Here is a 23,033-nt window from a genome sequence, read left to right on the forward strand (position 1 = left end):
AGTCAGAGCGCGTGCGGCTCCCTTCCCCACCTGCTTCCACCAAGGAGTTCCCGATGTCCAAAGCGATCACATTCTCCGAGTACGGCGCGCCCGAGGTGCTGCGGCTGTCCGAGGTCACCGCGCCGGAGCCCGGCCCCGGCCAGGTCCGGATCCGCGTGCGGGCCGCCTCGGTGAACCCTCTCGACATGAAAATCCGGTCCGGTCTGATGGCCGGCACCGTCCCTGCCCGCTTTCCCGTGACCCCCGGCCTGGATGCGGCCGGTGTCGTCGACGCCGTCGGCGAGGGCGCCGACGCCGCCGTGGGGGACGAGGTCCTCGGTTCCGCCGTCGGCGGCGCCTACAGCGAGTACGCCCTGCTCGACCGGCCGGTGACCAAGCCCGCGGCTCTGTCGTGGGAGGTCGCCGCCTCACTGGTGACGGTCGGCCGGACCGCGTTCCGTGTCCTCGGGCAGCTGGGTGTACAGGCGGGTCAGACCCTGCTCGTCCATGGCGCCGGCGGCAGCGTGGGCACCATCGCGGTGCAGCTGGCCGTCGCCCGCGGCATCACCGTCATCGGAACGGCCGGCGAGCACGACATCGAGCGCGTCACCGCACTCGGCGCCACCGCCGTCCGCTACGGCGACGGCTGGGCGGAGCGGGTGAGGGCCGCGGCACCCCGGGGAGTCGACTTCGTCTTCGACGCCTCCGGCGCGGGTGTGCTCGCCGACTCCGTCGTTCTGACCGGTGACAGCGCACACGTCATCACCATCGCCGACATGTCCGCCGCGCAGCACGGCGTCCGGTTCAGCGCCGGTGGCGACGACCAGGACGGGGAGTCCCTGCCTGAACTGGTCCGGCTGGCCGCCGCCGGCAGGCTCACCCTGCCGATCCTGCGCACCTATCCCCTGGCGGAAGCCGCGCGGGCGCACACCGACCTGGAGGCCCGTCACCACCACGGCAAGGCCGTACTGCTGCCCTGACCCCACGTCGGCACCGCCCGCCCTCCATGGCCGGCGATGTCCCGTCGCCCTGGCTCATCCGTGCCGGAACCGGCACCGAAACTCACCTCACGATCCGAAAGAGGACCCACCGCCATGCCGGCACGCAACCTGCCCGAAGCCACCTTCGCCCGCACCGTCCTGGGCTCCGGCCCCGGCCTCGCCCTCGCCCATGGCGCCGGGAGCAGCATCGACAACACCTACGGCCCGATCCTCGAAGGGCTGGCCGCCCACCACAAGGTCGTCGGCATCGACTACCCCGGCAGCGGCAGAACCCCCCGCTCCACCACCCCGCTGTCGCTCGACGAGCTGGCCGACCAGCTGGTCGCCGCCGCTGTCGCCGAGGGCCTGGACACCTTCGCGGTATCCGGATACTCCCTCGGCGGCCCGGTCGCCATCCGCGCGGCCGCCCGCCACCCCGAGCGCGTCACCGCCCTCGTGCTGACCGCGACCCTCCCCCACCACGACAACCGGCTCGCCCTCGCGACGTCGATCTGGCACAAGCTGGCCGAGACGGACCGTGAACTTCTGGCCCAGTTCCTGGTCATGATGGCCGGCGGCGCCGACGCGTTGGAGGCCATGCCCAAGGAGCAGCTCCGGCAGGCTGTCGTATTCACCGCCGCCAACGTCGCCGACGGCACCCCCGAGCACGCCGAACTCGCCGGCCGGCTCGACGTCCGCGACGACCTGGCGCACATCCAGGCACCCACCCTGGTCGTCTCCACCACCCAGGACTGGTTCACCTCGACCCGTCTGCACCACCAGCTCGCCGACACCATCCCCGGCGCCCGGCTCGTGGAGATCCGCACCGGCCATCTGCCCATGGTGGAACGCCCCGAGGAATGGCAGAAGTTCATCACCGACTTCATCGACGAGCACCACGCCTGAGCACACATTCACACGCCCGCTTCCTGGCCCCTTCCCCATCGGGGAAGGGGCCACCGGCATGCCCGGCGCCGACGCCACCGCACACCCCTCGACCACGAGGCGGACACCAGCCGCCGCACCTCTCCGACGCCCGAGCGAAACCATCCCTGACCTGCAAGAACCAACCGATTCCAGCCGATTGAGAGACCGCTTCTCAAGCCCCCGTTCCCGGTTTGCAAGGCGTTCCGGAGGGGTCGATGCTGAGGGAGAGGCATGCCGACCGATCGTGTGGACCGAATGCAAGGGCTGCGGAGCTTGCGGCGCAGGCCGCGGCGCGCCGGGGTGACCGCGGCCTGAGCAGGGAGCGGGTTCCGGATGAGGCTTGTCGTCGATCTCAACCGGTGCCAGGGATTCGCGCAGTGCGTCTTCCTCGCCCCGGACGTCTTCGCCCTGCACGGCGACGAGGCGTTGCTGTTCTCCCCTCGCTTCGACGAGGCACACCGTGACCGGGTGGAGAAGGCCGCGGCCGCCTGCCCGGTCCAGGCCATCCTCGTCGACTACTCCGACGAGCCGACGAAGGGGGTCGAGCCCCATGTCGGCTGACACGGACGTCGAGGCCCTGCGACGCCAGGGCCGCATCGTCGTCGTCGGTGCCTCGCTGGCCGGTCTGCGCGCGGCGGAGACCTTGCGCGAGAAGGGCTTCACCGGATCGCTGACCATGATCGGCGACGAGCCGTACGAACCCTACGACCGGCCGCCGCTGTCCAAGCAGGCGCTGCTGGGGCGGGCGCGGCCCGAGGACACCGCGCTGCCGCGGCGGCGCGACATCGACGCCGAATGGCGTCTGGGCGTCGCCGCCGAGGGCCTGGACCGGGACGCCAGGCAGGTACGCCTGGCGAACGGCGACACCGTCCCCTACGACCGTCTGCTGATCACCACCGGGACCAGAGCCCGGCCCTGGTTCCACCCGGAAGAAGCCGCGCTGGACGGGGTGTTCGTGCTGCGCACCCGCGACGACTGCGCACGTCTGCACCGGAAGCTGACCGGGGGCGTGTCCCGGGTGCTGGTGATCGGCGCCGGTTTCACGGGCTCCGAGGTCGCCTCCGTCTGCCGGGAGCTGGGCCTTGAGGTCACGGTCGTCGAACGCGGCCCGGCACCGCTGGTGGGCGCACTCGGCGGAGTGATCGGCGCGGTCGCGGACCGGCTGCAGCGCAAGAAGGGCGTCGACCTGCGCTGCGGCATCAGCGTCACCGCCCTCGAGGGCGACGATGTGGGACGGCTCAGGCGCGCCCATCTGTCCGACGGTTCGGCGGTCGACGTGGAGGTGGCGATCGTCTCGCTCGGCGCCATGCGGAACACGGAATGGCTCGCCGGCTCGGGGGTGGCCGCGGGTGCCCGGGGGATCGCGTGCGACGCCGGGTGCCGGGCGTTCGACGTCAACGGCATCGTCACCGACGACATCTACGCCGCCGGGGATGTCGCACGCAGCCCCCACCCGCTGTTCGATTACCAGTTCCTGGCACTGGAGCACTGGGGCAACGCGGTCGAACAGGCCGAGATCGCCGCCCACAACATGATCTGTTCGAGTCCCGAGCGCCGTCCGCACCTGTGGCTGCCGATGTTCTGGTCCTCCCAGTTCGGCGTCAACATCAAGTCGGTGGGCGTGCCCTCGCTGGGCGACCAACTGGTCGTCACCCAGGGGACGCTGGCCGAGGATCGGTTCGTAGCGGTGTACGGGTACCGCGGCCGCGTCATCGCCGCGGCCGCCTTCGACGGAGCCAAGTGGATGGGGTTCTACGAGCAGCAGATCGCGGCCGGCGCGCCGTTCCCGCCGGAGTACGGCACGGTCGACCGCCGAACCGGGACGCTGCAGGCGGTCGACCCTGGCTTCCCCGACCCCCACCTGCCCACCCACGGGCCCACCGTCACGCTGACGGGTCACTCACCGAGCGAGCGGCGTGTCGAGTTCGTTCCCTCGCATGCCTGATCACCGGCCCTGCGCCGCCCGGAGCCCCTCAGGAGACACCATGACGCCCGACACCATCTCCGCGCGGATCACCGACTACGCCAATCGGGCCGATCCGTACCCGCTCTACGCGGAACTGCGCAAGACACCTGTCCTGCGGGAGGACGACGGCACCTATCTGGTCAGCACCTACTACGAGGTGCGGAACCTGGCCAACGACCCCCGGCTGAGCAACGACACCCGCAACCGTCCGTCCGGCTACTCCCGCACGGCGGACGCGGAGGACACCGGTCTGCCGCCGAGCTTCATCTTCACCGACCCGCCGGTGCACGACCGGCTGCGCGAGACCATCAACCGGCCGTTCGGTCCCCCGCACAGCCCCAGATTCCTCGACGGACTGCGCGGCGAGCTGGCCAAGGTCGTCACCGAGCTGCTCGACGCCTTCGAAGGCAAGGACCAGGTGGACATCGTCGAGGACTTCGCCTACCCCCTGCCCGTCACCGCCATCTGCAAGGTCCTCGGCGTGCCGCGCGAGGACGAACCGCGCTTCCACGGCTGGGCCGATGCCCTGGCGTCGTCACTCGATCCCCAAGCCGGCGAGGAAGGCCAGGAAAAGGCACAGCGGGCACGCCAGGAGCTGGGCGCCTACCTGTCCGACCTGATCGAGACCAAACGCCGCCGGCCCGGCCCCGGGATCCTCAGCACGCTCGCCCCCGACATGACACCGGCAGACCTGGAGGCCACCGCGGTGCTGCTCCTGGTCGCCGGCCACGAGACCACCGTCAACGCGATCACCAATACGACCCTCACCCTGCTGCGCCACCCCGACGTCCTCGATCGGTTCCAGAAGGATCCGGACCTGGCCGTCCCGCTCATCGAGGAAGTGCTGCGGTACGAGCCCCCGGTCCAGTTCGTCCCGTGGACCACCGCCCTGGCCGACATCGACGTCGCCGGCACCACCATCCCCAAGGGCTCGCCGGTCTGGCTCATGCTGGCCGCGGCCAACCGCGACCCCAAACGCTTCATGGACCCCGACCGGTTCGATCCCCACCGCAAGGACAACGAGCACCTGGGTTTCTACACCGGCATCCACTACTGCTTCGGCGCCCCTCTCGCCCGTATCGAACTTCATCTGGCCGTGCCCGAACTGTTCCGCAGGGTCACGTTCTCCAGGCTGCTCGAAGACCCGCCGCCCTACCGTGCCAACGCAGTGCTGCGCGGCCCCCGCCACCTTCCCGTGGCGATCGAGGGCCTCACAGCCTGAGCGCCGCGGCAGCTCCCGAAAGGGTTCGCGCGCTTCGCCGGCCGAGCTGAAGGGCGGCGAGTGGAGCCGTGGGCTTCGGCGAGGCAGGCTGGGTGCATGAAGTCGCTCTTGCGCTCACCCTCTCGGCCAGGAGCAGGCGGCAGTGGACGGGTCCGCTTCACGCTGATGCATTGTGTGCCCTTCTTGATCGCGCTGGCCGTTCTGGTCATCGAGCTCACGCCCGCGCACTTCATCTACACCGGCCCCTTTCTCACCGCGGTTCCGGCGCTGGCCGCAGTGACCATGGGCCCCAAGGGCACCGCCGCGGCCACGGCCCTCGCACTGGCGATCAGCGCAACCACCGCGACCTACAACGAGGCCTGGGGCACCTTGCAGGTCTACACCAATTTCCTTGCTCTGGCCCTGGTCTCCGTGGCCGGTTTCATCACGAGCGGTGCCGTCCAGGCACGCAGACGGAGAGAGCTCGACCAGGTCCGCCGGATCGCCGTGGCGGCCCAGGAGGTCGTGCTGCGGCCCGTGCCCACGCGTATGGGCCCGGTGTCGGCGGGCAGCCTGTGCCTGGCGGCGGGGACGGGGGCACGGGTGGGCGGCGATCTGTACGAGGCCGTGGAGACGCCCTACGGCGTCCGGATGATCGTGGGGGACGTCCGGGGCAAGGGGCTGTCCGCGGTGCGAGCCGTTGCCGTGGTGCTGGGTGCGTTCCGGGAAGCCGTGCACTACGAGGACGAGCTCGTGGAGGTCATGAACCGCTGCGCGGCCGCCCTGCGACGGGAAGTCGCCGTGCCGGGTGCGTATACGGAGGAGGTTCTGCTGGAAGGGTTCATCACGGCGCTCGTCGCACAGGTGCCGGACGAGCCCGTGGTGCAGCTGGTCAATCGCGGGCACCCGCCGCCACTGCTGCTGCACCGGGGCAGCGCGACGCCACTGGTGCCGCCCTCGCCGTTGCCGCCGCTCGGCCTCGAAGACCTCGCCACCGACCTCCCCGCCAAGGCCGAGAGCTATCCGTTCGTCCCCGGTGACCGTCTGTTGCTGTACACCGACGGCGTCACCGAGGCCCGCGATCCCGAGGGCGAATTCTTCGCCCTGCCGGAGAACATGGAAGAGATACGCACCGACACCTCCCCGTCAGAGTTCCTGGAGCACCTGCACGACGCGCTGCTCCGCCATACCGAGGACGACCTGGCGGACGATGTGGCGATGATCCTCGCCGACCGGCACACCATCGGACAAGAGCCGCTGCCCCACGAGGCGGACGCGCGATAGCGATCGGTCCGGGCCCCACGCGCGCCATCACGGCACCACAGGCTCAAACAGCAGAGAGCCCCGCCCATGCGCTGGGTGAGACGCACAGACGGGGCAACCGACGCGCTGAGTCCCGATTCGCCGTCACTCAGCGCGCCGGGGTCTATTCCTCGCGAGTCACGCAGGTGTGATCGGCCACGACACGGCCGTCCGGCGACGTCCGTACGTGCGCAGGTGACGCCATCAGATGCCCCGCTACCTTCTGCACCACGTCAGCATTCCACGTTCCCATAGCCACCATCGGACGGCCGTCTGGCGCTACGCGAGGAGCCAGCCAACCAAGATCCCGCCTCGGAATCCCGATCGCCAGCAACGCCTGGAACAGCGCCTCATGCGCTTCAGCAGCGGCTTTCTTGCTGCTCTTGTAGATCTCGATGGGGATCACTGCGTCGCCCCCTTCGGTGCGCAAGCCGTGTGCCAGTAGGCCACGATCGGAGACGAGTCCCGGCGGGACAGCATCCCCCGGCGACAGCTCTCAAGACTCTTGATCGGCTTCCCGCACGCCGGGCACGTCTCACCGCTGGGGGCATAGGTCGTGTACTCCCACTGACGCGCGTCGGCATCGACCGTGGTCATGCGCTCACGGACAGCTGTCTCTGCTGCTCCACCTTGGGTCGCCATGCAATTGACGTTATGTAATGGCAGGAACACACCTCAATGGCACTTTGATGCGGGGTCAGCCTGAAGTGACACACCGCGTCACACCGGTACGCCGATCGCGTCAGCCAGCTCCCGCATCTCCGGCGTGAGGGTGCGCCGACGCGCGATCACTCGGCCGAAGATGTCCCGCGCGTAGCGTTGGTTAGGCAGCCACTGTGGAGCGTCGGCACGGATCCCCTGCAAGACCTCAACCGACTTCGCGTAGTCACGTGACCGAGCATGCGCCTCTGCCACGTCCAGCAGGTGACGGTTGCGGTTGTTGGAGGTGGGCCGCATACCGTTGGTCGGGATGCGCGCGGAGAGCTTGAGCACCAGGTCCGGCTTGTCAATGATCATGGCGTTCTCGGCCCGCTTCAGAGCCACCGTGACCGGCCCGAACGCCTGCAAGAAGTCGTCACGCGGAGCGAACTCCCGCCCCAGGGCGACCGCCGCCGAGTTGGCATAGCGCAAGGCCTCCTCGGCCTCTCCGGCCCGGTTGTCACGGATCGCTGCGGCAGAAGCCCGCAGCAGCAACCAACCCCACGCGCTCAGCTCCGTCGGAGTCGCACGCGAGATGCGGGGCTCCACCTCATCCGCCCACCGCGTTGCCAACTCCCGCGCCTCAGCCAAACGACCACGCCGCAGCAAGAGCCAACACTGAGTGCTTACCGTCGCCGCCGCCTGAAGCCGATCCGACGACTCCTCCAGCGACCGGGACAGCGCGATGTCAGCCGCCTCGAACTGCCGAGTCTGGGTGAGCAGCCAGCCTGTCAGTTGCGAGAGCCGGACGCGTACGGCCCGCCCCTCCGGGCCACTCTCGGCGATGATGTCAGCGTCCCGCAGCAAGGGCGGAAGGATCACGCTCAGCTCCGCGAAACGATCGCCGGAGAAGAGCGGCAGAGCCGATTCCAAGGCATCCTGCACACCGCGCACGGTCGGCTCTTCCGCCACACCATCCGCCCGAATCGGAGCCACGAGCGAACGTCGGACAGCCTCCCAGCGATCGCCGGTCGAAGGTGCCACTTCCGGCTCATCCTCGTGTTCAGCCATAAGGATGGTTGTGGGTACCCGCAGGACCTGTGCCAGTCGGCGCGCAGTCTCCAGGCGTGTGTCAGCCCGTTCCCCCTGCTCCAGTTTTCGGATCAGGGACAGCGACACACCGGACTCGCTCGCAAGCTGACCCTGCGTCAGACCGCGCCGCTTGCGTACGTCCTGGAGCCGCTTGCCGATGTTGGCGCTCATGATTCGAGCGTACGGCGACAGCCGAAACTTGGCGCAGGCTTCGCGTTACGTCACTACGCCCGCGCTCAGACCCACTCAACCTCCGAGTGGATGTCCGGCGCACTCCCGGGCGACGGCAGCGGCATCCGGCACGCCTCGTGGGCATGTTGCGGTTCCCTGCCCACGACGCCAAGTGCGTTCAGCGCTGCATTCACGCCGCCTTCAGTGACGTCCGTCACAGCATCGGCGATGCGTCGTAACGCCTCGCTCATGATTGGCTCGCGTTTCCGCTGGTCGCAGGCTTCTTGACCGTCACAGGCAGCAACTTCTTGCCGGTCGGGCCGATTTGTATGGCCGTATCCATCTGCGGGCAGTGGGCCACTCACAACCGCCCGGTGGATCGTGATCGCGGCCGCTTGCCGTTGCATCAGTCGGCCTCATTGGGCCGGGCCAAGTACTTCGTCGGCGCTTCGGGGCTCTGTGCGCGGCTGTTGGTTGAGCTTGTGGCGCTCGATGGAGGATCGCCGGTAGACCTCTTTGCGGGCCCGCATGATGTTGCCCAGGGGTGCGTGCTCGGCGGTGACCCGCCAGGGCGTGAAGGACAGCGCGTCCATCTTCTCCAGGTTCTCCGGGCCGGAGATGTCCTGCTGCGGCAGCCGCAGCTTCGCCACGGTGACGGACGGCGAGAGCTGCTCGGGCCACTCCACGGTGGTGTCCTCCACCGGCATCCGCTCGAGATCGGTGCAGAGCTGGACCTGGATGTCGAAGGCGTAGGGCCGCTCCTGCAGCTCGGCTTCCAGAGCCGGCCGGAAGACCTCCGCCGCCGAGGTCGGGTCGAGGGTGCGCCGGACCACCGCGGCGGCGGAGGACGGGTCGGGGGTGATGCGCACCTTGGCGATGTAGTCCCCGTGCCGGACCGCCCCCATCGTCCAGTAGCTCGACAGAAGCACGTTTGCCGGCGGCGTCTTCGCCACGCGCAGGAAGGCCAGGAACTCGTCCCATGCCCAGTTGTCCTGGTCCAGCGTTCCCTTTCCAGTCACGAATTCGGTGTAGAAGCGATGTGCGCCGGGTCGGCCTTTGGAAAAGTAGGCCGGTGCGTTGAGGAACAGTTCCTGGATGAACAGGTAGTGCTCGACCGTGTTGCAGAAGAAGACCGGCGCGTTGATGTTGGCGTAGTCGAAGGTGCCCCTGTCCGGTTCGTCTTCCAGCAGGGTGGGGCCGGGGATGTCGAACATCTTCAGCGCCAGTCCGGTGGCGGCGCCCAGGCGCGCGTCGGCTCCGGCGTGGGGCGAGCCGTTGGAGAAGCGGATGAGCGCGTCGTGCGTTCCCGGAGTCGCGTAGATGCCCTGGGCGTACTCGGGGGGCAGCCCGGCCAGGATCTCCACTTCCCCCCGGACCAGCCCGTAGCCCTTGGCGTGGGCGTCGCGCAGAGCCCGTCCGGTGCCGCCGGCCGTGACCGACTCGGCGATGTACTTCCCGGTATTTTCGATCACTGTCTGCACGTCGCGGTCGAAGTCCGGCGCGTCGTCTTCGACGTCAGGCGTGTAGCGGACGAACTGTGCTGCCATGACTTCGACCTCTCCTCGGAGAGCGTGATCGGGCCCCAGGGTGTGGGAATCGCCGTCAGTCCTCCAGTTCGGCGAGCCAGCGCAAGGCGCGCAGACCCGGCAGGAAGCAGTACTCGCCGCCGCGGGTGACCACGAAGCTGGGCAGGTTCTGCAGGCGGCGCCGGATCGGCTTCTCGGGGATGGTGACGCTGCCGGTTCCGCCGTGGTGTCCGGCCACCGGGTCCTGCTCGCCGGGGTAGCCGATGAAGTTGCCGTCGTTGACCCACTGGGCCTTGATGAATTCGAACTGCCGCTCCAGGTGTGCTCCGAGGAAGACTCCGACCAGGCCACGGTCGGCGCCGTCGTCCTCCAGCACGCCCTCGGGCAGCGGCGGGCCGTAGGTGGTGCCGCGGCGGATGAGCCGGTGCATCCGTGCGTCGCCGACGATGGTGGCATCGCGGGGGTTGGTGCGCCGGATGTGCGCGCCGGCGGGGCACCGGTAGCCGCGGTCGTCGTTCTCCCGGTACAGGAAGTTGTTGACGCGGTGCGGATCGGCCGCCAGCTCCGGATCGTCGTGCTCCGGCGTCAGCGTCAGCGGCGCTCCGCTGGGCCAGCGCCCGATCATCTTCGCCGCCAGGAGTGCCTCCTCCTCGGCGCCGGAGCTGTTCGCACGCAGGAACCGGCGCCATGCCGCCACGTTGGTGTGGACCTTGCGAACGGCCGCGTAGGTTCCGTTGCGCCCCAGCACGTCGGGGCTGGGCATGGGCGGCAGATTGCCGGTTTCGTCGGGGTAGCCGAGGATGAATTCGCCGGCCTTGATGGGGGTTTCCTGTGGGTTGGAGCCGGGCAGTCCGACGCCCTCGATGTTCGGATGGCTGATGCCGTCGCGGAAGCCGAAGGTGGTGCGCCCGGTCGGGAGCTGGTGGACGTCCTGCTGCCAGATCACCTGGACCCCGGGGGTGTCCTCGTAGGCGGCACGGGCCCGCTCCAGCTCTTTGTCCAGCTGTCCCGTATCGGAGGAGAGGGCGCTCAAGGCGATGTGGACGTCGCCGGTTCCGAACGGTGCCTCCCAGTGGGGCGGGGCGCTCTCGCCCACGTCGCCGATCAGCTCCGCGCGCGCGGCCATGCCCTCACGGAACGCCTGCGGAAAGCTGTCCAGCGACTCCTGGGGCACCCCCAGCGCTTTCAGCCCCTGGTAGGTGAGCGCCACGGCGACCCAGGCATCCTGCTGCCGGTCCGCGTCCGGCAGACCGCCCGAGACCACCGGGAGCAGCCGCCGCAGCAGGGCCCGCCCGGCATGGCGGTCGTCGACGCGCAGGAGGATGTACTTCCCCTCGTAGGGCACGGGCCGTGGCCGGAGTGCCCCGCTCTGGACGTCGTCGATCTCGATGCTCACGCTGGCTCCGCTCGTGTTCACCGGCGCGTTCATGATCGCTTGTGCCTCCACATCGATCTTTACGTGGACAACTGCGGCGGTCGGCTCGCGCCCGCCGGCGTGATCCGTGACGTGCCGATTCACCGCCGCGGCACCGTGCGTGTTGGCGGCTGCCCGCCTCATGCCGATGCGACGTCGGGTCGCCTGGGGGTTGGTCGTGTCCGCGTTCTAGGCCGAGGCTTCTTCCAGTAGCTTCTGGAAGGCCGGCGTCTCCCGCAACTCGGCGCTCGCCGGGTTGTCCAGCATCGCCCGGAACTCGGGGGTGTCCAGCACCTCCTGGAATGCTTCGTCCACGCGTTGGTCCTTGTAGATCTGCTGAACGGTCAGATCGGGATAGGCGCTGACGAAGATCCCCGCGGGCTCCTGGTGGGCGATGAACCAGTCCTTCACCCCCGGATCGGTGACACCAGGGAAGCCTTCGGTGTGCGAGAAGGCTTCATCGAAGAGCTTCCCGACTACCGTCTTGCCGAAGTCGTCGATGTAGTTGTCCCAGGTGCCGTCGAAGACGCTGGCGAACATGTACCGGGTATCATTGTCGAATATCACATGGCGTGCGTCGTGCAGGATGCCGAGCTGGCGCACCGCCTCAACGTTTCCCGCCGTGTCACCCGACCCGCTGGTGGTCTTGGCGAGAAGCTCACGCAGAGCATCCGCATGGCCCGGCTTGATCTTGGCAAAGACGGTGAACTCTGTGCATACCCCAGCCTTCGTGCCCTTGCGTTCGAGGTGTGACGACGAGGTTGCATCTGGCGTTCCGGCCATCGTGATCCCTCCTGCCACGGATCGGTCCGAGGGTCACCAAGCGCTCGAATATGAGGCGCCATCGCCCTCACCCCTTCATCCTGACCGCATGCGAGCCGCCTCGCATCCCCGGCCTGGGGTGATGCGGCTACCCGGGGCGGACTATCGGGAGACTCTGGCGCCACGAGGTCCAGCCTGATCAGTTCACCATTCCTCGGCATTCCCCGACACCGGACGGCTACGGTCCGCACCCGACAGGTCGCGAGGTGTGCCCCGTCCGTCACCGTCCGAGAAAGAGAGCATTCTCGAGTGCCGGCTTGCTGCCGAGCGCGATGCGGGCACCGGGGGCAACCAGCAGGCCAAGGCCCTCGGAGCTCCGAGAGACTCCCGAGGACAGATTCGTCAGAGCGCAGGAACATGGAGCATGGGCCTGTCGGGTTCGTCGTCGTCACGTTCTCGGGGCAACGGCTTTCCGCGTGGCCGAGGAGGAAGGCTACAGAGCCGACCACGTACCCCCGGCGCCGCTCCGTCTGCCCCGTGACCCGGATGGGGCGACGAGACGCTCAGCGGTGCGGAACATCCGACCGACCTGCCAGACGGTGCCGACCGCTGAGGATCGCGTCCCCATGGGCCGCTTCCGGAGAGGCTGCGGACCCGGCTCCGGGGCCCTCTTTCACACGTCCAGAACGCGTCCACGACAGTCCCACGGCTACGCGTTCAGGCGGTCGGGTCACTCATCCCCGTAGAGCGTCGCTCAACTCGACAGCCGCTCTGCCCCCCACCTGGAGGCAATCATGGGCAAAGTCCTCGGTGACGTACTGGGTTTCGCGGCCGCCGTCGCGATCAGCCCGCTTCCCATCATCGCCATCATCCTCCTACTCGCCACGCCTCGGGGACGTCTCAACGGCCCCCTCTTCACCGTCGGCTGGATCCTGGGACTCTCGGCATTGGGCGCGATAATGCTTGCGATCGCTCCCCCCGCAGGTGCCTCCACCCACAACCACCCGGCCACCTGGGTGGGAGCCCTCAAGCTCGTCCTGGGCCTGTTCCTCGTCCTCTTCGGCGCCCGGCAATGGCACCGACGCCCAAAGGATCCCTCACAAGCCCAGCTGCCGAAATGGATGGGCGCGATCGACAGCCTCACGCCGGTCAAGGTCTTCGCACTCGGACTGGCCCTGGCCGCACTCAACGCCAAGAACGCCCCGCTGACCATCGCCGCGGCCGCCTCCATCGGCTCAGCCGGACTGCCGCTCGGGCAGCAGATCGCATCGCTGGCAATCTTCGTCCTGATCGCCACACTCGGCCTCCTAGCCCCACTGGGGGTCTACCTGCTCGGGGGAGAGCGAGCGAAGACCACACTCGGCAACTGGAAAGACTGGGCAGCTCGGCACAACGTCGCCGTGATGGCAGCCCTGTTCTTCGTACTCGGGCTGAAACTGCTCGGTGACAGCATCGGCATCCTCACCTCCTGACGGGTTTACCCACGCGTTGTGCGCTGCGACGGCGGTCACGAACGTGTGGACGCCGCTGTGCCCCTCAACTGACCGTGGCTGACCGTTCGATCCGGCACGTATCTGGCACACACAGCAGATCCACCCGAGGCAGGGTTCGCGGTGGAGACGCCTTCAGAGGCAGCAGGTGCGCAACCGGGGAGCATAGGTGCGTCAGTAGCCGGTGCCGCGCTTGACCTGGGCCCGCTCGTTCTCATGGGTCGCACCCTTGTCGTCCAACGTGCGACACGCGTCCTCAATGTCCTGGCTCAGGCGATCGATCTGCTCGCGGCTCAGGGTCTCCTTGACCAGGGCACGCATGATCTTCACCCGCTCCGCGTTGGGCGGGAGCGTGTACGCCGGCACCATCCAGCCGCGCTCGGCCGAGAGTTGCCAGGCAACGTCGGACTCGTCGTAGGCGTGCTTGCCGGCAAGACGGAAGGCCACCAGCGGCAGCTGCTCGAGGTCTCTCCCGATCACCTCGAAGCGGCCGCTGCTACGCAGGTTCTCCGCCAACGCGTGGGCGTTCTCCTGCAACATCTTCATGACGTAGGTGTAGCCCTGGCGACCGAGCCGGACGAAGTTGTAATACTGCGCGAGCACCATCGACGCGCCGGTAGAGAAGTTCAGCGTGAACGTCGCGTCGGTCTTGCCCAAGTAGTTCTCGTGGAACACGAGGTCCTTGGGCAGGTCGGACTCCTCGCGGAAGATCAGCCAGCCGATGCCGGGGTAGACCAGGCCGTACTTGTGTCCCGAGACGTTGATCGAACGGACCTGCTCAAGCCGGAAGTCCCATTTCGAATCCGGGTAGAGGAAGGGCCACACAAATGCGCCACTGGCTCCGTCAACGTGGATCGGGATGTCGAGGTCCCGCTCCTTGCGGACGTCCCGCAGGAGCTTGTCGATCCCGACAACATCGTCCTTGTGGCCGGTGAACGTGGTACCGAGGACGGCGACGACGCCGATCGTGTTCCCGTCGAGGTGAGGCTCCACGTCCTCCGGGCCGATCGTGTACTTGCCCTCGGCAAGCGGCACGATCCGCGGCTCGACGTCGAAGTAGCGGCAGAACTTCTCCCACACGACGTGGACGTCCCCGCCGAAGACCAAGTTGGGTCGATCGACCGACAGATTGGCCGCCCGGCGGCGCTCCCGCCACTTCCACTTCAGCGACAGCGCCCCGAGCATGATCGCCTCGGACGAGCCCTGGGTCCGACATCCGGTTGTCTTGCCCGGCGCGTTGAAGAGGCCGGCGAGCATGCGCACGCAACGCTGCTCGATCTCGGCGGAAATCGGGTACTCCGCATGGTCGATGAAATTGCGGTGGAGATTCTCGGCGATGATCCGTTGCGCCTCCGGCTCCATCCAAGTGGTGACAAACGTGGCGAGGTTACGCTGCGGGTCACCCTCCATGGCGAGGTCCACATCCAGCAGCCTCATTGCGTCCGTCGCAGCCATGCCTTCCTCGGGGAAGGTCTCCGAGGGAGCAGGCACGGTCAAGAATCGGTTGCCGAACAGGGCCGCGTCGTCACCCTTAGTCATATGACGATTCAAACAGCGCCGGCGCCTGCCTCGGCGAGGGACACGCCGAGGCAAATAGTCAGGCACTCAATTCCCAACCGGTCAACCATCAACTGAGACTCGACACGCGCCCGAGGGACACCACAGCCCCATCTCGCAGCCTCACATCCACCAGACGCCAACGAGCCCCCTCCCAGACAGGAATGGGGGCTCAAGGGCCGCACGGGCACGCACAAGCCTCGAACGGCTTCAGACCCACTCCCCCTCAGAGAGGATCTGCGAGTTGACTCTGGGAGCTGGCGGCGGTGTCCGGGAGCAGGTCGGCGGCGCCGGCGGGCAAAGACGCGAAGGACCCACCGCAGCCAGCGCGGCAGCCACCTCCTCCTCGCTCACCCCCGCCAGCGCCTCCATCACCCGATCGAGCGCCTCGCTCACGTCAGTGTGTGTGACCACTCGCAGCCGACGTCGGACCAGCGTTCTTGACCGTCAGCGGCAGCAGCTTCTTGCCGGTCGGGCCGATCTGGATGCTGGTGTCCATCTGCGGACAGGCAGCCACCCACAACAGCCCCGGGTCCATTGACGCGATCGTCGAGTCGGCTCAGGCGGCAGGGTTCGCCAGCCAACGCAGCGCGCTGAGGCTCGGCAGGAAGAAGTACTCTCCGCCGCGGGTGATGACAAAACGCTCTACGCCGTGCAGGCGGCGCCGGATGGGGTACTGCGGGATCGTGAAGATGCCCGTGCCGTCGTTGTTGCCCGTGAGCAGGTCCTTCTCCTGGTCGAGGCCGGTGAAATGGCCGTCGTTCAACCATTGCGACTTCACGAATTCAAACTGACGGTCGAGGTGCGAGCCGATGAAGACGAAGACGATGCCACGGTCGGCGCCGTCGTCGTCCAGGGTCCCGGCCGGAAGCGGGGGACCGTAGTTGGTGCCCCGTCGAATCATGCGGTGCAGGCGGATGTCGCCGATGATCTCTGAGTCGCGCGGGTTGGCTCGCCTGGCGTGGGCGCCGTGGGGGCAGATCGCGCCACGCGGATCGGACTCGTAGCGGAAGCCGTTGTTGCGCTGGTCGTCCGCTCCCAGGGCCGGGTCGTCGTGCTCGGGTGCCAGGATCAACGGGGCGCCGCTCTGCCAGCGGCCCACGATCTTGGCGGCGAGCAGCGACTCTTCCTCCGGGCTGTCGGAGTTGTCGTGGAGATACCGGCGGAAGGCCGCGACGCGTGTGTGCAGCTTCCGCCAGGCCACGAAGGTGCCGTTGCGGCCCAGCTCGGCCGGCTGCGGCATCGGCGGCAGGTTTCCGGTCTCGTCGGGATAGCCGAGCACGAATTCGCCTGCCTTGAGCACGGAACCGTCACCGGGCGGACTCTCGGCGCCGCTGCCTTCGATCGTGGGGTTGCCGATGCCGTCCTTGTAGCCGAAGCTGGTGCGCCCGGTGGACAGCTGGTAGAAGTCCTGGCGATGGACGACCTGAAGACCGGGAAGCTGCGCGTGGGCCTTGCGGGCACGTTCGACGACGACCGCCAATGACTCCTGGTCGGCGGCCAGGAGGGACAGCACGACGTGGACCTGGCCGGTGCCGAAGGGCGGCTCCCAGCGTGCGGGCGCACTCTCACCGGTGTCACCGATGAACTCGGCGCGCGCCGCCATGCCCTGCCGAAACTCGTCAGGGAAGGTGTTCAGGGCGGCCGGCGGGACCTGGAGCGCTTCGAGTCCCCGGTACGTCAGTCCGGCGTTGAGGAGCGCGGGCAGGTCCGGTTGCCACCAGTGTCGCCCTCCAGGGCGTCGGCAAGACGATCAGGCCCCGCGGGTCGACGGCGTATTGCGAGTCTGCACCGGGGGTCTCCGCCCGGGATGGAATGAGTGCGGACCCGCTAGATCGTCGAGTCGCCTCCCGTCCAGAGAAGGGGCCTCGAGTGGTCACACAGCGGTACGAAATCCTGGCGCCGGACTCAGACCCACTCCACCTCAGAGACGATCTGCGAGGCACTCCCAGGGCCCGGCAGAGGCGTCCGAGAGGACACCAGCGGCGCTGACGGGCGAGAGAACGGACAGCACCTGTCCATGAGTTTGGGAGGCAGCCGGCGGCGCGCCGGGATTCGAAATATTCACGCGTTCGGACAGCAAGCAGCGAGGATGCGGCAGATGTCGCTCTCGGTACAGGTAGCGGGGTCGGTTGCGGAAGCGGTGCGGGTCAGCTCGCGCAGCACGGCGCGGGTCGCCTGCAGTTCGGCGATCCGGTGCTCGACGTCGGCGAGGTGCCGGCCGAGGAGCTCGGTGACGTGAGCGCAGGGCGGGTGGCCGCCGTCACGGATCGCCAGGACGTCGCGGATCTCGGCAAGGCTGAGGCCGGCCGCCTGGGCGGAGCGAATGAAGCCGACCCGAGCCCGGGCGTGGGCTGGGTAGTCGCGGTAGCCACCCGAGGTGCGGGGCGGGTCCGCCAGCAGCCCGGCCTGCTCGTAGAAGCGCAAGGTCTTGGGGGTGATGCCGGTAGCAGCGGCGAGGGCTCCGATGCGCATACCTGCAGCGTAGCCCTTGACCTTCCAGTGCGGTGGAAGGTCTAGCGTGCGCCGCATGACCTGGAGGTGCCGCTGATGTACGTGGAGATGCTGACCGTCCCGGACTGCCCGAACGGCCCGATGCTGCGGGAACGGCTGACCCACGCCCTCGCGGGCCGCACAGATGTGGAGCTCACCGAGCACGTGGTCGATGACCAGACGGAGGCGGAACGGCGCGGTATGCACGGCTCCCCGACGCTGCTGGTAGACGGCCGCGATCCGTTCGCCGTCCCGGGCACTGCGGCCAGCGTCTCCTGCCGCCTCTACCGTGGCACGGACGGCCGGGTCGGCGGAGCGCCCTCCGTCGAGGAATTGCGGCGGGTGCTCGCCACTCCCGCCACCGGCGGCGCGGACCGGGCGGCCGGCCGAGCCGGGCGGGGCCGTCTCGCCCCGATCGAGGGTGGCCTTCGGGCGGTGCAACAGGCCGTCCTGCGCTCCTTCGCCACCACCGGCGCCCCGCCCGAGGCCGCTGGGCTGGAGTCGACGGCCGAGCCTTTCGGCGTCCCCGCCGCCCGGGTGCTCGCCGACCTGGCCGTCGAGGACTTCCTCACCCTGGACGACACCGGCCGAATCCAGGCCGCGTACCCGTTCTCCGCCACTGCCACCGAGCACGTCGTGCAGATCGCCGGCGGCCCGACGGTGTGGTCGATGTGCGCGATCGACGCGCTCGGCATCCCGGTCATGCTGGGCGCCGACGCCGTCATCGCCTCCACCGACCCGGTCACCGGCGAGCCCGTCCGCGTGGAGTTCACCGGTGGAAAGACCACCTGGGAGCCGGACACCGCGGTGGTCTACTACGGCGCCCGCCCCGACACCGGCCCGGCCGCCGCCGTCTGCTGCGGCTACCTGCGCTTTTTCACCGGGCACGCCACCGCCGAGCAGTGGACCGGGCAGCACGCCGACATCAGCGGCGCCGTCCTGGACCAGGCGGAGGCAGAGCGCCTGGGCGCGGACATCTTTGGCTCCCTGCCGACCGTACCCGCACAGTAAGCCGGACCTCGATGAACCCGCCGCAACGCCGCGATCCGACCGCCCGGAAAGGAACGGCGGCGCTACTCGCCGCCATCGCCGTCGCCGTCGCAGCCATCGTCTGCTGCGCGGGACCCGCCTTGATCGTCGCCGCGGCCTCGGGCGCGCTCGCCGCCTGGCTCGGCAACTGGTGGGCGGTCACCGCCGCCGCGCTGCTGACCGCCGGGGCCGTGGCCTGGTGGCTCCGGCGCCGCCGACGGTCCTGCCGCCCACCGCGTCGCCCTCGATGATCGCGATGTTCGGCCGACGGCTCACCGGCTGACTGCCATGCCACGGGTTGCCTGGCCCCGTCCCGCTCCGGAGGTCAGTGCCGGCTGTTGAGGAATCCGATGACCACCGCTCCCCACCAGCACACCTGTGAGACGCCGGCTGTGACCGCGCCCCAGAGCAGGGCCAAAGGCGGAGGTGTGGGCAATGCGTGCAGGGACATGCGGTGGGTGAGGACCTTGGACTGCAAGCCGTTCAGCGCGAGGACAAGCACGAGGAGCAGCTTGATGCGGGTGAGGTTGGAGCCGAAGTCGGGATGGAGCATGGCGCCACTGACGACCAGACCGGCCAGTCCGGCCCACACAGGGGTGTGGAGGCGTTGAGCGGTGGTCAGCGTTTCGGGCAGGGTGCACCGGCCGAGCAGCCACAGCACACCCAACCAGTCCACCACCAGCACCGCGCCGAACCCCAGCACGAGTGAGGCCAGGTGGATGAACAGCGCCGCGGTGTGCAAGGCCGGGTCGGCGCGCAGGTGGGAGGAGACCCACAGGCAGGAGGCGAGCGTGAGGCAGATCAGGAGAGCTGCGGCGCCTACGGTCCACCACGAGTCATGCAACCGCAGCGGGCGTCGCTGGGCTGCGGAGGTGGCGGTGGCAGACGGCGAAGACACGGGGGCTCCAGACGGATCAGCAAGATAGAAAGGTAAGGCTTACCTAAATTCCGTTGAGTGGTCAACGGATCTGTGCAGACTCGACTGGCACGCCTCCCGAAGCGTGGCCTTGCCGAGACGTGGCCGAGATCTGACGCCGCATGACTTGTTAGGTATGCCTTACCTGCTCTATGTTCTGCGCGCCCCTCCCCACATTCCGCAGCTACCTGGAGCGCACCGTGTCCGGTTCGCAGATCACTCTGCTCGGCGCCATCGCCGGTCTCACCATCTATCTCGGCCTGCCCATCGGCCGCCTGCGCAGCGCCGCACCCCGGCTGAGGGCGGGACTCAACGCGGTGGCCATCGGAATCCTGCTCTTCCTGTTCTGGGACGTGCTCAGCGCGGCATGGGAGCCCACCGACGCCGCTCTCAGCGAGCACGACTGGGGCACGGCAGCATCCGGCGGACTGGCCCTCACCGCCGCCTTCGCCGCCGGGCTGGCGGGCCTGGTCTACTACGACCGCTGGGCCGCGCACCGCCGGAGCTCCACCACGCCCCAGTCCGAAGGCCCGGGCGCGGCCGCCGCGACCGAACTGGCCCCCAAGTCCCACTCGCAGGCCGGCAGTCTCGCGCTGATGATCGCCATCGGCATCGGCCTGCACAACTTCGCCGAGGGCCTCGCCATCGGCAACTCCGCGGCCAAGGGCGAGATCTCACTCGCGGTGCTGCTCGTCATCGGCTTCGGCCTGCACAACGCCACCGAAGGCTTCGGGATCGTCGCCCCTTTGGCCGCTGAGGGCACCCGCCCCTCGTGGGGCACCCTCGCGCTGCTCGGGCTCATCGGCGGCGGCCCCACCTTTGTCGGCACCCTCGTGGGCCAGCACCTGGTCAACGACACGCTCTCCATCGCGTTCCTGGGGCTCGCGGGCGGCTCCATCCTCTACGTCGTCATCGAGCTCCTGGCCGTCGCCCGCCGCGCCGGCCTCAAGGAACTCACCACCTGGATGATCCTGCTCGGCGTGTTCCTCGGCTTCGCCACCGACGCCGTCGTCACCGCAGCCGGCGTCTGACCTACTGGCCCGTTCCGGGCCCCGTGCGGAACACCGTGTGGTCCATGTCTGGTCCACACAGGCTGATCAACAGCGTGACAGGGGCGGTCCGACATAAGACAGGGCCCATGACGAAGGGGCGCCCTCGGTGAGGGGCGCCCCTTTTGATCAGCACGTTCGATGAGATGTGGCGGTGGGTGTGGGATTCGAACCCACGGTGACTCGCGCCACGACTGCTTTCTAGACCGCCCAAGGGTTCACGGCCCACGGTGCGCTGACCAGGGCGTTCGCTGCCTCGGTCTGGCTCGCGTGGGCGAATCTGGCCGGAGGATGGCCACAGGGCGCTGCTGCGGCGACGACGGCATGGTGGTCCTGATGGCCAACGTGCGGACTGCTCGGTGAGGAGCGGTCGGCTGGACAAGGGCGGCCCAGTTGCTGTCCTTGGCTTCCTCTGCAGACTCGGCGTCTCGCTGACGTGCCGCGTACGCCGGTTCTCTATCAAGGCACGCCGCTGTCCAGCGTCGTTGATGTCGACGGTGGATGTCAGGCGTTCGTCTCCCGGGCCATCGGACTCGCCGGTGTCGGTGCCGCTGTCACGCTGATTCTCTGACGGCATTCCGGCGCACCGTGCCACACGGTTTTCGTTGAAACGGCAATCCAACAGAGCGCCGCTCACGTAACCAAAAAGTAGCCGCACCCAGGGATACGTCCCTAGTCAGGAGTCGATCGCCTTAGCCGCGATGATCAATTCTTTCCATGGAGACCCGGCGAGCGCCGTGCACCCCCTCGCACTTCGCAGGGGCAGCGGCCGAATCCCCCTTCGTTGCACGCCGGAGTGGCGCCGACTTGAGGGTCTGCAACTCCCACTCCCTGTGGAGGTCTGGGTGAAAGTTGTCGTTGATCTTTCCCGATGTGCGGGGTATGCGCAGTGTGCGTTCCTGGCTCCGGAGGCGTTCCGGATGCACGGTGAGGAAGCGCTCATGTACGACCCGAACCCCGACGACGCCCGGCGCGACCAGGTGCTGCGCGCCGCGGCGGCCTGCCCGGTCCAGGCGATCCTGGTCGACCAGCTGGAGGTGCGGCACGCACCGGCGGAGGCGTCGCCGTCATGACCAGTGCCGACGATTGGCAGGCGTTCAAGCGCGATGGCCGCATCGTGGTCGTCGGGGCGTCACTGGCGGGACTGCGGGCCGCGGAGGCGCTGCGCGACGAGGGCTTCACGGGATCGCTGACCATGATCGGCGACGAGTTGGGCGAGCCCTACGACCGGCCTCCCCTGTCCAAGCAAGTACTGACCGAGTGGGTGCCGGCCGGGGGCACAGCTTTGCCCCGCCGTCGTGGCATCGATGCGGAGTGGCTGCTGGGCGTACCCGCCACCGGGCTGGACCTCGCGACGAACCACGTGCGACTCGCCGACGGACGCGAGGTTCCCTTCGACCGAGTGCTGATCTCCACCGGGGTGCGGGCCCGGCCGTGGTTCGTCGAGTCCGAGGCGGCTCTGGACGGAGTGTTCGTCGTACGTACGCGCGAGCATGCCGAGAGCCTGCAACGAGCCCTAGCCGCCGGCCCCTCCCGCGTACTGGTCATCGGTGCCGGATTCACCGGCTCCGAGATCGCCTCCATCTGCCGCGAGCGGGACATCCCGGTGACCGTCGCCGAACTCGCGCCGGCCCCGCTGGTCGGGGCGCTGGGTGCCGTGATCGGTGAGGTTGCGGCCGACATGCAGCGCGCTCACGGCGTCGACCTGCGTTGCGGTGTCAATGTCACCCGGCTTGAGGGCGACGCGCAGGGACGATTTCGCCGCGCTCACTTCGACGACGGCAGCACGATCGACGCCGACGTGGCGGTCGTGGCACTCGGGAGCATCCGCAACACCGAGTGGCTGCGGAACTCGGGACTGGCGGCGGGCGTGTGGGGAATCACCTGCGACACGGGCTGCCGCGCCCTCGACCTCAACGGCCGCGTCACCGACGACGTATTCGCCGCGGGAGACGTGGCCCGTTGTCCGAACCCCATCTACGAATACCGGCTCATCTCACTGGAGCACTGGGCCAACGCCGTGGAGCAGGCCGAGGTCGCGGCACACAACATGGTCAGCGCCCAGGCGGACCACTGGCACCACCTGTCCATCCCGCTGTTCTGGTCGATCCAGTTCGGCGTCAACATCAAGTCCGTCGGCGTGCCGACCTTCGCCGACGAGGTGGCCGTCACCCAGGGATCGCTGGACGACCGCCGTTTCGTCACCGCATACGGCTATCGGGGCCGCGTCACGGCTGCCGTGAGCTTCAACAACGCCAAGTGGCTGTACCACTACCGACGGTTGATCGAGACGGCCGCACCCTTCCCGCCCCCCTGCCCCACGCCGGACCAGCCGGCCGACATGAAACCGGTGCCCGTCGACCTCCCCGGCCCCACCCTGCTCGCTCAGGGCGCCACCGTGGTCGTCACAGGCCATGACCCGGGTGAGCGCCGCGTCACGGCCGTACACCAGCATCGGCAGGAGGAAGGCCGGGTGACCACGACCGAGACGCCCGGCACGCTGCAACGGATCTTCGACTACTCCGCCCGGGCCGACCCGT

General features: G+C 68.6%; 21 protein-coding genes and 1 pseudogene. 12 read left to right on the top strand and 10 right to left on the bottom strand.

The annotated features are described in order from the left end of the window. Positions 1–53 precede the first annotated feature (53 nt). The 6 genes from AVL59_RS40355 to AVL59_RS40380 all read left to right on the top strand — a co-directional run bounded on the left by AVL59_RS40355 (position 54) and on the right by AVL59_RS40380 (position 6,337). Complete coding sequence (locus AVL59_RS40355; protein ID WP_067314424.1) at positions 54–959, top strand: NADP-dependent oxidoreductase; 906 nt, start codon at positions 54–56, stop codon at positions 957–959. A 114-nt stretch (positions 960–1,073) separates the two neighbouring features. Next, positions 1,074–1,865, top strand: a complete 792-nt coding sequence (locus AVL59_RS40360) for an alpha/beta fold hydrolase (protein ID WP_067314425.1) — start codon at positions 1,074–1,076, stop codon at positions 1,863–1,865. Positions 1,866–2,219: 354 nt separating this feature from the next. After that, on the top strand, positions 2,220–2,447 hold the full coding sequence (locus AVL59_RS40365) for a ferredoxin (protein WP_067314427.1): 228 nt from the start codon (positions 2,220–2,222) through the stop codon (positions 2,445–2,447). Further along, on the top strand, positions 2,437–3,831 hold the full coding sequence (locus tag AVL59_RS40370) for an NAD(P)/FAD-dependent oxidoreductase (RefSeq protein ID WP_067314429.1): 1,395 nt from the start codon (positions 2,437–2,439) through the stop codon (positions 3,829–3,831). Before AVL59_RS40365 ends, AVL59_RS40370 begins: the two co-directional genes overlap by 11 nt. Before the next feature lie 40 nt (positions 3,832–3,871). Beyond that, on the top strand, positions 3,872–5,074 hold the full coding sequence (locus AVL59_RS40375) for a cytochrome P450 (RefSeq protein WP_067314430.1): 1,203 nt from the start codon (positions 3,872–3,874) through the stop codon (positions 5,072–5,074). Between the two features lie 165 nt (positions 5,075–5,239). Continuing rightward, a complete protein-coding gene (locus AVL59_RS40380; protein ID WP_237281803.1) occupies positions 5,240–6,337 on the top strand; it encodes a PP2C family protein-serine/threonine phosphatase in 1,098 nt (365 codons plus the stop codon). Positions 6,338–6,479: 142 nt separating this feature from the next. Here AVL59_RS40380 and AVL59_RS52850 read toward each other — a convergent pair whose 3' ends face one another. The 5 genes from AVL59_RS52850 to AVL59_RS40405 form a co-directional block, all read right to left on the bottom strand. Continuing rightward, entirely contained in the window at positions 6,480–6,761 is a 282-nt protein-coding gene (locus AVL59_RS52850) for a hypothetical protein (protein WP_159400199.1), read from the bottom strand. Positions 6,762–7,075: 314 nt separating this feature from the next. Next, entirely contained in the window at positions 7,076–8,257 is a 1,182-nt protein-coding gene (locus AVL59_RS40390) for a helix-turn-helix domain-containing protein (RefSeq protein WP_067314436.1), read from the bottom strand. Positions 8,258–8,673: 416 nt separating this feature from the next. After that, entirely contained in the window at positions 8,674–9,804 is a 1,131-nt protein-coding gene (locus AVL59_RS40395) for a catalase family protein (protein ID WP_067314437.1), read from the bottom strand. A gap of 55 nt (positions 9,805–9,859) precedes the next feature. Then, positions 9,860–11,179 (bottom strand): Dyp-type peroxidase, encoded by a 1,320-nt coding sequence (locus AVL59_RS40400; protein ID WP_237281804.1) that lies wholly within the window; start codon positions 11,177–11,179, stop codon positions 9,860–9,862. 207 nt (positions 11,180–11,386) lie between these two features. Continuing rightward, positions 11,387–11,980, bottom strand: a complete 594-nt coding sequence (locus tag AVL59_RS40405; RefSeq protein WP_237281805.1) for a hypothetical protein — start codon at positions 11,978–11,980, stop codon at positions 11,387–11,389. A 773-nt stretch (positions 11,981–12,753) separates the two neighbouring features. Here AVL59_RS40405 and AVL59_RS40410 point away from each other — a divergent pair. Continuing rightward, on the top strand, positions 12,754–13,431 hold the full coding sequence (locus AVL59_RS40410; RefSeq protein ID WP_067314442.1) for a GAP family protein: 678 nt from the start codon (positions 12,754–12,756) through the stop codon (positions 13,429–13,431). A gap of 192 nt (positions 13,432–13,623) precedes the next feature. Here AVL59_RS40410 and AVL59_RS40415 read toward each other — a convergent pair whose 3' ends face one another. The 4 genes from AVL59_RS40415 to AVL59_RS40425 form a co-directional block, all read right to left on the bottom strand. Further along, positions 13,624–14,988 carry a glutamate decarboxylase gene (locus tag AVL59_RS40415; protein WP_067314444.1) on the bottom strand — a complete coding sequence of 455 codons (1,365 nt, stop codon included), beginning with the start codon at positions 14,986–14,988 and terminating at the stop codon, positions 13,624–13,626. 415 nt (positions 14,989–15,403) lie between these two features. After that, positions 15,404–15,544, bottom strand: a complete 141-nt coding sequence (locus tag AVL59_RS52855; protein WP_159400200.1) for a hypothetical protein — start codon at positions 15,542–15,544, stop codon at positions 15,404–15,406. Positions 15,545–15,565: 21 nt separating this feature from the next. Then, on the bottom strand, positions 15,566–16,612 hold the full coding sequence (locus AVL59_RS40420) for a Dyp-type peroxidase (RefSeq protein WP_067314446.1): 1,047 nt from the start codon (positions 16,610–16,612) through the stop codon (positions 15,566–15,568). 458 nt (positions 16,613–17,070) lie between these two features. After that, entirely contained in the window at positions 17,071–17,481 is a 411-nt protein-coding gene (locus AVL59_RS40425) for a heavy metal-responsive transcriptional regulator (protein WP_067314447.1), read from the bottom strand. 75 nt (positions 17,482–17,556) lie between these two features. On the opposite strand from AVL59_RS40425, the gene AVL59_RS40430 reads away from it, so the two are divergent. Together AVL59_RS40430 and AVL59_RS40435 are read left to right on the top strand one after the other, a co-directional pair. Beyond that, positions 17,557–18,510, top strand: coding sequence for an alkylmercury lyase family protein (locus tag AVL59_RS40430; RefSeq protein ID WP_067318354.1), 954 nt, complete (start codon positions 17,557–17,559; stop codon positions 18,508–18,510). 11 nt (positions 18,511–18,521) lie between these two features. After that, complete coding sequence (locus AVL59_RS40435) at positions 18,522–18,779, top strand: hypothetical protein (RefSeq protein WP_067314449.1); 258 nt, start codon at positions 18,522–18,524, stop codon at positions 18,777–18,779. A 74-nt stretch (positions 18,780–18,853) separates the two neighbouring features. On the opposite strand, the gene AVL59_RS40440 is transcribed toward AVL59_RS40435, so the two are convergent. Then, positions 18,854–19,426, bottom strand: coding sequence for a hypothetical protein (locus tag AVL59_RS40440; RefSeq protein ID WP_208870534.1), 573 nt, complete (start codon positions 19,424–19,426; stop codon positions 18,854–18,856). A gap of 218 nt (positions 19,427–19,644) precedes the next feature. Between AVL59_RS40440 and AVL59_RS40445 the strand changes: the two genes are divergently transcribed. The 3 genes and pseudogenes from AVL59_RS40445 to AVL59_RS53795 form a co-directional block, all read left to right on the top strand. Then, positions 19,645–20,475, top strand: coding sequence for a ZIP family metal transporter (locus AVL59_RS40445; protein WP_067318356.1), 831 nt, complete (start codon positions 19,645–19,647; stop codon positions 20,473–20,475). An 863-nt stretch (positions 20,476–21,338) separates the two neighbouring features. Beyond that, a complete protein-coding gene (locus tag AVL59_RS40450) occupies positions 21,339–21,566 on the top strand; it encodes a ferredoxin (RefSeq protein ID WP_079147497.1) in 228 nt (75 codons plus the stop codon). Then, positions 21,563–22,933: pseudogene (locus tag AVL59_RS53795) on the top strand (NAD(P)/FAD-dependent oxidoreductase); the annotation flags it as partial. The gene AVL59_RS40450 and the pseudogene AVL59_RS53795, both read left to right, overlap by 4 nt. Between the last annotated feature and the right edge of the window lie 100 nt (positions 22,934–23,033).

The sequence above is a fragment of the Streptomyces griseochromogenes genome, from assembly GCF_001542625.1.
Classification (GTDB): Bacteria; Actinomycetota; Actinomycetes; order Streptomycetales; family Streptomycetaceae; genus Streptomyces; species Streptomyces griseochromogenes.